At 68.5% G+C, this 13,903-nt stretch carries 7 protein-coding genes; 2 read left to right on the plus strand and 5 right to left on the minus strand.

Features of this window, described 5'->3' with window-relative positions; all coding sequences use genetic code 11:
• Window positions 1-142 precede the first annotated feature (142 nt).
• Window positions 143-658, plus strand: coding sequence for an RcnB family protein (locus tag ACO05N_RS02140; protein ID WP_422055559.1), 516 nt, complete (start codon window positions 143-145; stop codon window positions 656-658).
• Window positions 659-767: 109 nt separating this feature from the next.
• On the opposite strand, the gene pbpC is transcribed toward ACO05N_RS02140, so the two are convergent.
• Together pbpC and ACO05N_RS02150 are read right to left on the minus strand one after the other, a co-directional pair.
• The gene (pbpC, locus tag ACO05N_RS02145; protein ID WP_422058688.1) at window positions 768-2,864 is read right to left on the minus strand and encodes a penicillin-binding protein 1C; all 2,097 of its coding nucleotides are present in this window, start codon (window positions 2,862-2,864) and stop codon (window positions 768-770) included.
• A 234-nt stretch (window positions 2,865-3,098) separates the two neighbouring features.
• Window positions 3,099-8,855, minus strand: coding sequence for an alpha-2-macroglobulin family protein (locus ACO05N_RS02150; RefSeq protein ID WP_422055560.1), 5,757 nt, complete (start codon window positions 8,853-8,855; stop codon window positions 3,099-3,101).
• Between the two features lie 176 nt (window positions 8,856-9,031).
• Here ACO05N_RS02150 and ACO05N_RS02155 point away from each other — a divergent pair, with 176 nt between their 5' ends.
• A complete protein-coding gene (locus ACO05N_RS02155; protein ID WP_422055561.1) occupies window positions 9,032-9,568 on the plus strand; it encodes an outer membrane protein in 537 nt (178 codons plus the stop codon).
• Between the two features lie 128 nt (window positions 9,569-9,696).
• Here ACO05N_RS02155 and phbB read toward each other — a convergent pair whose 3' ends face one another.
• From phbB to ACO05N_RS02170, 3 genes are all read right to left on the minus strand, one after another.
• On the minus strand, window positions 9,697-10,419 hold the full coding sequence (gene phbB / locus ACO05N_RS02160) for an acetoacetyl-CoA reductase (RefSeq protein ID WP_422055562.1): 723 nt from the start codon (window positions 10,417-10,419) through the stop codon (window positions 9,697-9,699).
• 111 nt (window positions 10,420-10,530) lie between these two features.
• Window positions 10,531-11,535: a ferrochelatase gene (gene hemH, locus ACO05N_RS02165; protein ID WP_422055563.1), complete on the minus strand. Its 1,005-nt coding sequence runs from the start codon at window positions 11,533-11,535 to the stop codon at window positions 10,531-10,533.
• Complete coding sequence (locus ACO05N_RS02170) at window positions 11,535-13,760, minus strand: molybdopterin cofactor-binding domain-containing protein (protein WP_422055564.1); 2,226 nt, start codon at window positions 13,758-13,760, stop codon at window positions 11,535-11,537. The genes hemH and ACO05N_RS02170 overlap by 1 nt, the downstream gene beginning before the upstream one ends.
• Between the last annotated feature and the right edge of the window lie 143 nt (window positions 13,761-13,903).

The raw sequence follows: 13,903 nt of genomic DNA on the forward strand, positions 1-13,903 counted from the left end.
AGGGCGGTCTCGGTTCAGCGCGGCTGAACGCCGGTCGAAATCTCCTTTCGCTTGGCTGAATTGCGCGTTCCCGCGCCGTTCACGCGCCGGGTCCTACTTTCCGCTCATGCCCCGCTACGGGGCCGAGTCGAAGGAGGACGTAATGAGGAAATTCATCGCAACCGCGCTGATCGCCGCTGTCGCCATGCCGGTGATGGTGCCGGCCGCCAGCGCCCAGTCGCAGCGCGAAGTGCGCCGCGAGCGCCAGGACCTGCGTGAGGAACAGCGCGAACTGCGCGATGCCCGCCGTTATGGCGACCGCCGCGATGTCCGCCGCGAACGGCGTGACGTGCGCGAGGAGCGCCGCGAGTATCGCGACGCGGTGCGGGATCGCAACCGCCGCTGGGGCGACAATGACTGGCGCACCTATCGCGGCTCGAATCGCGGCATCTATGCCCGTGGCAACTGGCGTGCGCCGTTCCGCTATCAGGGTTTCCGCGCCGGTGTCCGCATCGCCCCGACCTATTATGGCAGCCGCTATTACATCAGCGATCCGTGGCGCTACCGCCTGCCCCCGGCCGGCCGTTACCAGCGCTGGGTGCGGCACTATGACGACGTGCTGCTGGTCGACACCCGCCGCGGCCATGTGGTCCGTGTCTACCGCAACTTCTTCTGGTAAGACGTAAAAATGGCCGCGCCGACGGATACGCTGTCAGCGCGGCCTGATACTCTGTTGCGGCCCCGAAAGGGTAGGACCGGCTGCGATAACGCGCCGATTCCGCTTTGGTTCAGCGGACGGTAAACATCACCTGATCCACCACGCGCCCACCCGGTGCCACCAGCCGCAACTGGTGTCGCCCCGGGCCTGCCAGCACCAGCGGCCGCGCATCGGCACTACCCAGATCGCGTCCGTCCAGCAGCAGCCGGTGGCCGATCATTTCCCCCGATACGCTGATCGCCATGCGTTGCCGTTCGATTGGAATATCGGGGTCGAGTGCGTAGACGCTGCCCGCCACCGGGCTGACGATCCGCGGCCGCCGCGCCACCGCCGGCGCTGCCGCGACCTGCGTCATTGCGGTCCCGGTGAGGAAATACTCCCGGCGCGGCTGCTCGATACTGCCGCTAAAGTCAACCTGCCGCTCCTCGATCCCCTTCGGTCGCTCCGGCGCCCGGCCGGGCCGCTGGGCATGCAGCGCCATCATCACGTCGCGCCAAACGGGCGCCGCCCCGCTCGTCCCCGAAACGGCGCGCATCGGATCGCCCTCCAGATTCCCGACCCAAACGCCGACCGTGTAACGATCGGAAAAGCCGATGCACCAATTGTCGCGCATCGCCTTCGACGTCCCCGTCTTCACCGCCGCCCAGAACGGCAGGCGCAACGCCGAGTCCATGCCAAAGGTCGATGCCCGCGCCGCCGGATCGGCCAGCATGTCCGCGACCAGCCATGCCGCCTGCGGCGTCGTCGTCACGCGATCCGCCTCCGACTTGGCATCCGCCTCGACATGCAGCGGTGCGAACCGCCCGCCCCGCGCGAGACTGCGATAGGCGGCAACCTGCTCGACCAGCGTCACCTCCGCTGACCCGAGCGCAAGGCTGAACCCGTAATAATCGCCGCTCTCGGTCAGCCCGCGATAGCCGCTGTCCCACAGCCGATCGCGAAACGCCTCCACCCCGGTCAGGATCAAGGTCCGCACCGCCGGCACGTTGAGCGACCCGGCCAGCGCCGATCGCGCGCTCACCGGCCCCTTGAACGCCCGGTCGTAATTCTGCGGCACATACAGGCCCGACGCGGTGTCGAGCTGCACCGGGCTGTCATCAAGGATCGAAGCTGGGGTCAGATACCCCTTCTCGATCGCCTGCGCGTAGAGGAACGGCTTGAGCGTGGATCCCGCCTGGCGATAGCTCGCCGCGCCATCGACCGAGGGCGCGGTCGACGCCCCGCCGATTCCGCCGACCCAAGCGAGGATTTCGCCGGTTTCATTGTCTGCAACGATCACCGCCCCGTCACGCGCACGCGTGCCGCCCAAGCCAACCAGCTGCCGCCGCAGCGCACGGATCGCGACGCGCTGCACGTCCAGGTCTATCGTCGTCTTCACCTTCAACCCCGGCTGGGTCAGCATCCGGTTGGACAGATGCATGGCGAGGCCGGGATCGAGCGTCAGGCTGCGCGCCGGGCCGAGCATCGACGCAGCGGCCCCGGCAAAGCGGCTGCAATCCTCGTCGCGCGACAGCGCGCACGCCCGCCGCGCCACGCTGTCCGCCCCTGCCGCAGGATCGGGCAGCAATGCCGCGAGCAGCAGGCCGTCGTCGCGCGTCAGCGCATCGGGCGTCTTGCCGAACAGCCCTAGTGCCGCTGCGCCGATCCCCTGCGCCTCGCCTCGGAACCCGGCGAGGTTGAGATAGGCTTCAAGGATCTGGTCCTTGCTCCACCCACGCTCCAGCGCCGCACCGGCGCGCATCTGGCGCAGCTTGTCCACGATCCCGCGCGATCCTGGCGCGGCCAGATCGGGCGCCAGATACGCCGCGACCTGCATCGACAGCGTCGACGCCCCGCGTGCGCGCTTGCCCTCCAACCGGTCGCGGATCGACCCGGCGACCGCCCACCAATCGACGCCGTCATGGTCGCGAAACCGGCGATCCTCGGCATTGGCAATCGCCTCCACCGCCTCGGGCGCGATCTTGTCCAGCGGCGTCCACGCCAGCCGCCGCGCCTGAAAATCGACCCGCGAACTGTCGAGCAACCGCCCCTCACGGTCGTACAGCCACGCCTCGGACGGCTTCCACCCCGCCACCGTGCCCCGGTGCGACGGCAATGGCGGCGGCAGCGTCGCCCAATCCACCGCGACATGCACCCCGGCCAGCGCCAGGATCGCCGTCACCGCGATGCGCGGCCCGGTCCACCACGCGCGATGCGTGACGGCTTCGAGCCGGGTCCAGAGGCCGTGAAGCCGGTGCCAGAGCTTTTCCACCTTCGTCACCCCGGCCTTGTGCCGGGGTCCACCGCGAGGCGAGCGCGAAGCAAGAGGCTTGAGCACCGGACGTGCGGCGAAGTGGACCCCGGCACAAGTCCGGGGTGACGATCGCAAACTGGCCTACGCATCACACCCGACCCACGCACCTCACCGCTGCGCCACCACCATCGGCTGGTTCGGCACCGCCGCGCGGATCTCGGGCGAGTACATCGCCTCGACCCGACTCGGCGGCAGCTGCAACCGGCCCGCTGCGTTCAGCCGCATCGCATAGCTCACGCTGTGCGTCCCGCGCGGCATCCAGGCGAAGTAACCGCGCCACGCATCGCGCCCGCGCTCGACATAGCTGGTGCCGCCGGCGCCCGTGCCCTCGGCCAGCATCTGCGATTGCCCGCCCAGCGAGCCGATCACCGTCGCGCCCGCCGGCACCGGATCGCTGATCACCACCCAGTTGCGATCCGCGGTCGCCTCGACCGTCAGCGTCACCTTGAGCACGTCGCCGCGCGTCAGCACGCCCTTGGTCTTGGCCTGCACCACCTCGACCGTGCGGGTCAGCTTATAGCCGGCGTTGAGCGGCTGGGTCAGCGGCACCGCCGCCTTGACCTGCACGCTCGCCCATGGCCCGGCCCCGCCCGACTGGGCGAGAACCAGCGGCGTCTGCCGTGCGGGCAGCGCGAACAACAGGCTGCGCTGCGCCTCGGCCAGCGGCCAGCTGCGCGTCACCGTCTGCGTGCCGATCGTCGCCGTCGTGATCCCCGCCACCTGTGCCGCCGGATACACGCCCTCGAACTTGCGCGCGGCGATCACGCCCCACGCATTCGCGGTGGTCGTGTCCCAATGCCCGCGTTGCTGGCGCAGCGCCGCGCCGACCATCATCTTCGGCCCCTCGCCCTGGAACGCCGGACGGCCCAGCGTCGCGACCAGCGCCTTGAGCACCGATTCGTCGCCCGACGCCATCAGCCACCACGGCGTATCGCCCTTGTCAGACAGGTCGATCCGCGTGCCTTCATAGACTAGCCGGGTCTTGAGCACGCCCTCCGCCGCCGCACGCAACTGCGCACCATTGGCAAGGCCGGGCACCCGGCCCAGCGCCGCGATATAATCGGCCAGCGTCGATGTCGGCATGTCGGCCGGCGTGATGCCGAGCTGCCCGAGCATCGCCGCATTCGCCGCGCCCTGCCGCGCCAGCGCCGCGAACGCCGCGACCTTCTGCAGCCGCACATCGCCATAGTCATCATGCCGCAGCCGCCCGTCGAGCACTGCCTTCAGCGCCTCGATCATCCGGCCACGCGATGCTTCGGGGATCGGCAGCCCGGCTTCCGCCGTGATCGACAGGATATAGCTGGTCAGCGCCTCCGACCCGCGCAGGCTCTCCGACGGGAAGTATCGCAGCAACCCGTCGCGATCGAGATAGACCGGCATCTCGCCCGCCAGCCGGTTCCAAGCGCCCATATCGCCCAGCACCACCGCCTGCGACGTGCGCTGCTCGAAACAGCCATAGGGATATGCCGCCATGTAATCGCGCACGCCCTGCAGCGGCGGGACCAATGTCTCGGTCAGCCGCACCGTCACGCTGCCGACACCCGGCAGTGCGCCGGCGGGCGGCGCGATCGCAATGGGTCCGCCCTCGCCCACGCGCGCCAGCGTCGCGGCCCAGGTTTCGATCGGCACCGCCGGCGCAATATCCTGCACCACCGTCACCGCATCGACCGCCTTGCCCGACTCGTCGCGCGCACTGACCTTCCACTGCAATTTGTCGAAGCCCTTTGGCGCGGTCAGGTTCCACGCGATCGGCACCGCCCCGCCCGCCGGGATCTCGACCGTCAGGTCGCGGCCCACCGCCACCTTGGGCGACAGCTCGACCTTCGCCGTCACCTTCATCGGCTTGTCGGAGCCATTGCGCAGCGTGAACCCGGCGGAGAAGAAATCTCCGTCGCGCACCAGCGGCGGGATGCCCGCAAAGATGCTCAGATCCTGCGCCGTCCGCACCGCCGTCTCGCCGGTGCCGAACGTCTGGCCGTCGCTGCCGACCGCCACCGCGACCAGCTTGAACGCGGTCAGCGCATCGCTCAGCGGCACGTCGACCTGCGCACGCCCTTGCGCATCGAGCGGCACGGTCCCGCGCCACAACAGCACCGGCTGGAAATTCTCGCGGTTCAGCGCCGACAGATCGCCGCCGCCACCGCCGCCCGCCGCCACCGCCTTGCGCCCATAATGGCGCTTGCCGACCACCTGCGTCTGCGCGGTGGAGGTCAGCACCGACAGCGGCCGCTCACCCATCATCGCTTTCAGCACATCCAGGCTCTCGTTCGGGGCGAGCTGCAACAGCGCCTCGTCCACCGCGACGAACGCGACATCGGCCTTGGGCGCGACGCTGCCATCGGGGTTCTTGACCTGCAGCTGCACCTTGGCGGTATCGCGCGCGGCATAGCGTTCCTTGTCCGCCTTGACGGTCACCGCCATGCGGTGCCCTTCCCAGCCGACCTTGATCTTGGCGATGCCCATGCGGAAGCTCGGCTTGGCCAGGTCGACCAGCGCCGTGGGCTTTGCCCCCTCGCGTGAGAAGAAGGGCAGGTTCCAGCGACGCGCCAGATCCGCCCACCACAATTTCCACCCGCCGACGCGCCCGCGCACCGCCATCACCGACACGAACACGTCGGGGGCATAAACGCCCTTCAACGGCACCTCGACCACCGGATTGGCCCCCGACAGCTCGGTGACAAAGCTCGACAGCACGCCTTCACGCTCCACCGTCACCAATGCCGTCGCCTCACGGAACGGCATGCGCACCTGGAATCGCGCGGTATCGGTGGACTTATACTCCTGCGCCTCGGCAATGACGTCCATCCGGTCGCCATTGTCGCCCCCGAACCACCAGTCATCCTCGCCCGCCAGCCACACCGACGTGGTGGCACGCGCGACATTGCCCGCGCTGTCGGTGGTGGTCGCCACGACATGCACCTCGCCCGACACACCCGGATCGATCGAACATTGCGCCAGGCCGAGTGCGTCGGTCTTCGCCGAACAGGACGCACCGATCTTGGTGGTGCGCATGTTGTTTTCATAGGCGTAGAAGCCGCCGATCAGCCGTCGCCGCGCGGTCAGGATCTCGCGGCTGTACACCGCGACCTGAACCTTCTGGCCCTTCAACGGCTTGCCCTGCGGATCGAGCGCGACGAAGCGCAGCCGCAAATCGTCTTCCTTCATCAGCCAGCCATCGGTCTTGATGCCCAGCTGCACGGCGGCACCGAACAGGGTGATGCCGCGCGACGCGGTCAGCACCTCGCCATTGGCGTCCTGATAATCCATCTCGACCCGCATCCGGCTGGTGCCGGTCAACGTCTGGGGAATGTCGACACTGGTCCGCGCGGTGCCATCGGCACCCAGCGTCACGGGCAGCGTCTGCATCGGCGGCAGGTCGGTCGAATCCTCCTCCTCGCCATCGCCGTTGAGCGGCTTGGTCCCCTCCTCGATCGCGCGCCCGCCAAAGCTGTAACCGTCCCAGCCATCGGGCGTATCGCTCTCGTCATAATAGCCGATGCGCAGTTCGACCGGCAGGTTCGACGCCCCGCCGCCCGACAGATACCCGACGAACAGGTCGAGCGGCAAAGTCTTGGGCCGTACCGCCGCTTCCTTCGGCCCGGCGACCGATGCCTTCATCGTGGGCAGCTTGTACTCGTCGACCTTGATCGACTGGCTGGTCCAGACGGTCTCCTCGCCGCCCTTGCCGTCGCTCTTCACGAATTGCAGGTTATAGTCGCCCATCGGCGCACCCTGCGGCACGTTCCACTGCGTCTCGCCGCTGCCCATCGCGCTGATCGTCACCGGCAGCTCGAACTGCGTGTCCGATCCGCTGTGCGACAGGCGCAGCTTGCCGCTGAACCCTTCCGGGAAGACGAAGCCGTTAGCGACCGGGCGGCGCAGGATATGCTTCATGTTGACGCTCTCGCCCTGGCGGACCAGCGCGCGGTCGAACACGGTGTGGACGATGTCGCTCGCGGCTTCATAGCCATAGCGCAGGTCGAAGTCGTACGGCCGGATACCCTCGCCCCACGCGGTCAGCGTAAAGCTCATATCATCGCCCTTGCGCGCCGACACCATCAGCGGCGGGGCACTGCCCGCCTCGCACCCGCCCCAGCTTTGCGGTTCGGGAATCCCCTGCGCGACGGTCAGGCGACCATATTGATCGGTCTTGCCGGTGGCGAGCGACCGGCCCGAACAGCTGTCGGTGACGCGCACATCCGCGCCGCCCACCGGCTTGCCGCTGTCGAGCGCGGTGACCCACACCAAAGACCCCTCGCGGCCCCATTTGAAATGCACCGCCATGTTGGTGACCAGCGCACCGGCGGCAACATAACGCGGCGCATCGCGACCGAGCAGCGCACGACCCAGCTGCGGCGACGCCAGCTCGACGACATAGAATCCGGGCTTGCCCAGCGGGATGCCGACAACCTCGAACTCCTTGCCCTTGCCCGGCAGCGCGATCGGCTGCAGCGCGGCGCCGACATTGCCGGTCAGGATCGACCTAGCTCCGGTCTGGTTGATCGTGACCGTCTCGGCGCCCTTCTTGACCTCGTCGCTCTTATAGTCGTCGGCATCGTCGATGGTGCGCAGCCATTTGGCGATCACCCCGTCCGACGCTTCGACCCGCAACTGCTGGCCCGCAACGGTCAGCCCCTTGCCCTGCAGCGCGGGTTCGACATTGCGCACCGTGACGGGCAGCACCCCGCCTTCCTGCGCCTCGATGATCCCGAACGGCGCGGCAAACTTCACCAGCGGCGGTGCCTCGTCGAACCGCACCTCCAGCGGGAAGCGCTGGCCGTTCGACAGCACCCGCCCGCTCTCGTCCTTCAGCCCCTCGGGCAGCAGCACCTTGCCCGTGGTCGACGCGGGCAAGGGTCCTGCGAACTTGATGTCGCTCACCGTATTGGCGCGCTTGTCCTCATCGCTCAGCGTGGGCTTGAGCTCCTTGCCATCGGGCAGCGAAATGCGGATTGCCTCGGCCTGTTCGCGCGGGATGCGCGCGGTGAAGCGCACCCACGCTTCCTTGACCGGGTTACACCCCGCCTGCGGATTGACCCGCGAACATTCGAAGCGCGCCTCGAACGGCTTGCGCACGGTAAAGTCGAACCGCTGGTCCGCACCCGCGGTCTTGCCGCCCGCCCCGGCCACGCCCGCGCCCCACACCAGCGACACGTCGCGCCCCGGTGGCAGCGGTCGACCGCACTTCAGCGCGACGACGTTCGACAGCACCCGCGCGCGATCCTCCGCCTTTTCCGGCAGTTCCTCGGCCATCCCGGCCTCGCTCAGGAAATTGCGCACTTCCCAGCGCTTGGGGTTCAAATCCTGCAGCAACTTGCCCGGCACTTCGGGCGCAAGCAGCTCGACCGGAATCTTCTCGCCGATCCCCTCGACCGCGCAATAGGCGTTGGCGGCGACCGACTGGCGCGTGGCGGGCATGTTGGTGCCGATCAGGAAGACCTGATCCTCCTCGATCTCCCCGCCCCAGCGCTGCGGCAGCATGGCCTTGACCGTCGGCCCACCGGCATCGATCATGAATTCACGCTTGCCCGCCACGGCATAGCCGGCAAGGCTCTTGAGCTTCTGTTCCAGCGCGACGGTACAGGTCGTCCCACCCGGCAACGGGCTGGCGAACTCCCAGACATAGGTCTGCTGATCGACCCAGCGCCCCTCGCCGCCCACGGCGCAGGTCACCTTGATCGGAGCGGCCGCGCGCGGATCGCCCAGCGGTACCATCGGCTGGCTGAAGCGCACGGTATAGCGCTCGATCGCGCCATCGCCCATGCCGGGGGTGGCCAGCACCACCTGCGGGCTCGAGTCGCCCCATGCCGCGATCGGCGTCAGTGCCAGTGCCAGAACCGCGGCAGCGCGTGCGAAATGCTTCATCGAACCCATTCCCCCTGACAGGTGCCCGGAACCTACGCCCCTCGTCGCGTGAGTCCAGTGTCAGCGGCCACGCATTCTCAGTTTCTGTCAGTGGTTCGGACGCGGCCGCTCCAGCACATCGATCTCACCGCGGCACGACGCCGCGTCGACATTCGATTTTGCAAGGAACGCATGACATGAAGAAGATCGCTCTGGCCCTCGCCGCCGCCCTCGCCACCGTCGCCACCCCCGCGCTGGCGCAGGACACCGAAGACTTCAGCGGTGCCAAGGCGACCGTGATCACCGGCTATGACGTGGTCGATCTCAACACCCCGGGCGTGCGCAACCCCGACGGCCTGATCTACGGCTTCGGCCTTGGCTATGACGTGCAAAAGGGCAGCACGGTGTTCGGGGTCGAAGCCGAAGTGTCTGACTCGACCGCGCGGCTCAAGGCCGGTGCCGCAACCGTCGCCGAAACCAGCCGCGACCTGTACATCGGCGGCCGCGTCGGCGTGGTGGCCGGCAAGACGCTGATCTACGCCAAGGCGGGCTATTCCAACTTCCGCCTGCTCACCGTCGCCGGCAACGGCAACGCCGACGGCTTCCGCCTCGGCGCGGGCGTCGAACACAAGCTGGGCGAGAAGGTCTTTGCCAAGGTCGAATATCGCTACAGCGATTACGAAGCCGGCATGACCCGCCACCAGGGCGTCGCCGGGATCGGCCTGCGGTTCTGATAGGGCTGTGATGAAGAAAAGGGCCGCTCTCGGATGCGAGAGCGGCCCTTTTTCTGTGTCAGCACGGGCAAAGCCCGTGCTCGGCGTCGGACAGGTTCCGCTTGCACGGCCCCGCCGCCCCTGCGCCCTTAGTACATATGCTGCCCGCCATTGATCGACAGCGTCGACCCGGTGACGAACCCACCCTCTTCGGAGCACAGAAACGCCACGCCGCGCGCGATCTCGTTCGCCTGGCCCAGCCGTCCGACCGGGATCTTCGCCACGATCTTCTCCAGCACTTCCGCCGGGACTGCCGCCACCATGTCGGTGTCGATATAGCCCGGCGCGATCGCGTTGACCGTCACCCCAGCGCGCGCGCCTTCCTGCGCCAGCGCCTTGGTAAAGCCGTGGATGCCGCTCTTCGCCGCAGCATAATTGACCTGACCGTACTGGCCGGCCTGGCCGTTGATCGACCCGATATTGACGATGCGCCCCCATTTGCGGTCGCGCATGCCCGGGAACACGCCCTTGGCCATGTTGAAACACCCGCCAAGGTTGGTGTCCATGACTTCCTTCCACATCTGGTAGGTCATTTTCAGGATCGTGCCGTCGCGGGTGATACCGGCATTGTTGACCAGCACATCGACCGGCCCCAGCGCCGCCTCGACCTCCGCGATTCCCGCCTGACACGCGTCATAATCGGCGACGTCCCATTTGAACGCCTTGATCCCGGTCCGCTCGGTAAACTCGGCTGCGCGCTGGTCATTGCCGGCATAGTTGGCGGCGACGGTCATCCCCAGATCCTTCAGCGCGACGCTGATCGCCTCGCCAATCCCGCGCGTGCCGCCCGTAACGATCGCTACCCGTGCCATAATCTCTCCGTACCTTTCGTGTGTCGCGGCACCGGCCCGCTCCCCCACCCGGCCACCCATAGGATACTGGCGTTGGGTGGCCGGGTGGGGGAGCGGGCTGGTGCCGTCAGCCTAGGCAAGGGCCACCCAGCCCGCAAGTTCCGATGCAACAATGCTGCGCAACATCGCGATGCCCGGCGCACTGTCGTTGAGGCACGACAGATAGGCAAAATGCGTGCCCCCCGCCGCTTCGAAGCTTTCCCGCCCGCGGATCGCCAGTTCCTCCAGCGTCTCGAGGCAGTCGGCCGAAAACCCCGGCGCGACGATGGCGATCTTCTTGACGCCCTTGCCCGGCAGCCCCTCCAGCACCGTATCGGTCGCCGGCTCCAGCCACTTCGCCCGCCCGAACCGCGACTGGAACGTCACCGTCAGTTCACGCCCCAGCGCCTCGCCCAGCAGCCGCGCGGTCTTGCGGCAATGGCAGTGATAAGGATCGCCGAGCTCCAGTGTCCGCTGCGGCATCCCGTGAAAGCTCGCCAGCACCGCGTCCGGCTCGAACTCCAGCGCAGCCAATTGCGTCCGCACCGACTCAGCCAGCGCCGCGATGTAACGCGGATCGTCAAAATAGGGCGGCAGCGTGCGCAGCGCGGGCTGCCAGCGCATCGCGGCCAGCGTCTCGAACGCCTTGTCCACCACCGTCGCGCTCGTCGCCGCGCAATATTGCGGGTAGAGCGGCGCGATCAGGATGCGCTCGCACCCGGCATCCTTCATCGCCTTCAGCTTCGCCGGGATCGACGGATTGCCGTAACGCATCGCCCAATCGACCGTCACATCGGGCCATGCTGCCTGCAACGCCACTGCCTGCCGCCTGGTGATCGCGGCGAGCGGCGATCCGTCATCGGTCCACACCTGTTGATAGGCGTGCGCCGACTTGGCCGGCCGCGTGCGCAGGATAATCCCGCGCAGGATCGGCTGCCAGATCAGCGCCGGAATCTCGACCACGCGCCGATCCGACAGAAACTCGCCCAGATAGCGCCGCACCGCACCCGCATCGGGCGCGTCGGGCGTGCCCAGATTGACCAGCAGCACGCCAATCCGCCGCGGCGCAACCGCGGGGTGGCCTTGCGGTAACGCCATCATTCGCCTCCGGGGATCAAAGGAAGTTGCCGCAACCGCACGCCGGTCGCGGCATGAATCGCGTTGGCGATGGCCGGCGCGACCGGCGGCACCGCCAGCTCGCTCACCCCGCCCGGCTCGGCCTCGCTCGCGATCAGTTCGATCATGATCTCGGGCGTGTCGGCCAGCCGCGGCAGGTCGAGATCGGCGAACCCACGCGCCTCCGCCATGTTGCCGGTAAAGCCGGTGGTCGCGCCCAACGCCCCGGCCATGCCGAAAATCAGCCCACCCTCGATCTGCTGCTGCACCACATCGGGGTTGACCACGCGCCCGCAGTCGACCGCCGCGACGATGCGATCGACCTTGATCCGCTGGTCGCCGCCGACCGACGCCTCGACCATTACCGCGATGTACGATCCGGCAAAGGCATGGCACGCCAGCCCCTGCCCGCTACCCGCAAGCCCGCCCTGCCACCCGCCCAGCGTCGCAACGGTCGACAGACACCGCGCCAGTCGCGGCTCGCCCCCCAGCATCGCGATGCGGAAACTATGCGCCTCGATCTGCGCGACATGCGCCAGTTCGTCGATGAAGCTTTCGGTAAAAAACGCCGTCGCGCCATGCGCGCCCGACCGCCAGTAGCCGGTTGGAATGCCGATATTGGCGGGGTGGTGATCGACCGCCAGATTGGCGATGCGATAGGGCGGCCGCGCCCCCGCCACTGCTGCCGGATCGCCGCTGCCGGCGAGCTTCAGCCCCGCCGCAATCGCACCGTCCCCGGCCATCAGCCGCGCCGCCAGCTCATGCGCGCTCGCGGGAGCTGCTATCTTGGCGAGCCAGCCCGCCACCGCACCATTGCTGCCCAGCCGCGCGGTCATGCGCGCCGCGGCGGGTGCGCGATAGCGGTCGTGCAGGCACGTTTCGCCGCGCGACCAGGTCAGTTGCACCGGCTTGCCCACTTCGCGCGCGATCAGCGCCGCCTGCCGTGCGACGTCATGCTCCAGATTCTGTCCGAACGATCCGCCCGCGAACACCGGATGGATCACGACATTGCCTTCGCTCATCCCCAGCACATCCGCCACCGCCGCGCGCGCAAGCCCGGGTGCCTGCGTCGCCATCCAGATGCGGCAGCGCCCGTCGGCAAAGCTCGCCGTCGCCGCCATCGGCTCGACCGCCGCGTGCAGCGCCACGCCGACGCGATACTCGGCGGTCACCACGCGCGCGCCCTTGAACGTCGCCGACAGGTCGCCCTCCGACTCCATCCGCGTACCATCGCCATCCAGCGCGGCGTCGAGCGCCGCCTGAATCGACGCGCTGTCGACCTTGGTCGCCACCTCGAACCGCGGCTTCATCGCGTCGAGCGCGCGCTGCGCCGCCCAGCTGTTATTGGCGACCGCCGCGACCCAGCGTTCGTCCTTGACGATCTGCAGCACGCCCGGAACCTTGCGCGCCGCAGCCTCGTCCACCGAATGCAGCTTCACCGTGCCGACCGGCCCTTGCCGGATCGCGGCGAACACCATGTCGGGCAGGCGGATATCGGCGGCGAAATTCGCGCTGCCCGTGACCTTGCCCGGCGCGTCGAGCCGTGGCGCGGGCTCGCCCATCAACCGCGCGCCATCGCCCTCGCGCAGCGGCAGCTCGGCCGGCACCTGCTCGCCCGCCGCCTCCGCCGCAATCTCGCCGAACCCGATCTTCTGCTTGTCATGCACGACAAAGCCGTTCGCGGTGTCGCACGCGGTCCATTCGACGCCCCAGCGCCGCGCCGCCGCCTGGCACAGCATCGCCCGCGCCGCCGCCCCGGCTTCGCGCAGCGGCTCGGCAAACTGCCGCATCGATGTCGACGCACCGGTCAGCACCAGCGCGTTGCGCTGCGCATGCGTCGCGCGCAGCCGGTCGGGCAGCACGCCGGGGAACAGCTCGCTTGCTGCCAGCGCGTTGGCATAGAGCGGGTTCAGCGGCGCCTGCTCGACCCCGACCCGCCGCCAGTCGGCGCCCAGCTCGTCGGCCACGATCTGCGGCAGCGTCGTGAACACGCCCTGCCCATATTCGCATTGCGGCACCGCGACGGTGACCTGGCCGTCGGGCGCGATCTTCAGCCACGCCCCGAACGCCGCCTCGCCTTCCCGCACCGGCAGATTGGGCAGATAGGTGCGCGGCCACGCCGCCCATGCGACGATCAGCCCGATCCCCGCACCGCCACCGATCAGCAGCGTGCGCCGGTCGATCCCCTTGATGCCCTTGCGCTCCATCCCCGCCGCTCTAGCGGGGCGCAAAGCAGGGCGCCACACTCAATGCTTGCCGTCCATCACGGTCAGAGGGGAACGCGGACAGAGCGCTGCCGTCCGAACCGGCACGCATCGCGACCCTGCGCCTGATCTGGGGGATTCAGCGC

Source organism: Sphingomonas sp., assembly GCF_965227385.1.
GTDB lineage: Bacteria > Pseudomonadota > Alphaproteobacteria > Sphingomonadales > Sphingomonadaceae > Sphingomonas.

Coding starts and splice junctions, on each gene's coding strand:
- ACO05N_RS02140 (WP_422055559.1), top strand. CDS start 143: ATGAGGAAATTCATCGCAACCGCGCTGATCGCCGCTGTCGCCATGCCG.
- ACO05N_RS02150 (WP_422055560.1), bottom strand. CDS start 8,855: ATGAAGCATTTCGCACGCGCTGCCGCGGTTCTGGCACTGGCACTGACG.
- ACO05N_RS02155 (WP_422055561.1), top strand. CDS start 9,032: ATGAAGAAGATCGCTCTGGCCCTCGCCGCCGCCCTCGCCACCGTCGCC.
- phbB (WP_422055562.1), bottom strand. CDS start 10,419: ATGGCACGGGTAGCGATCGTTACGGGCGGCACGCGCGGGATTGGCGAG.
- hemH (WP_422055563.1), bottom strand. CDS start 11,535: ATGGCGTTACCGCAAGGCCACCCCGCGGTTGCGCCGCGGCGGATTGGC.
- ACO05N_RS02170 (WP_422055564.1), bottom strand. CDS start 13,760: ATGGAGCGCAAGGGCATCAAGGGGATCGACCGGCGCACGCTGCTGATC.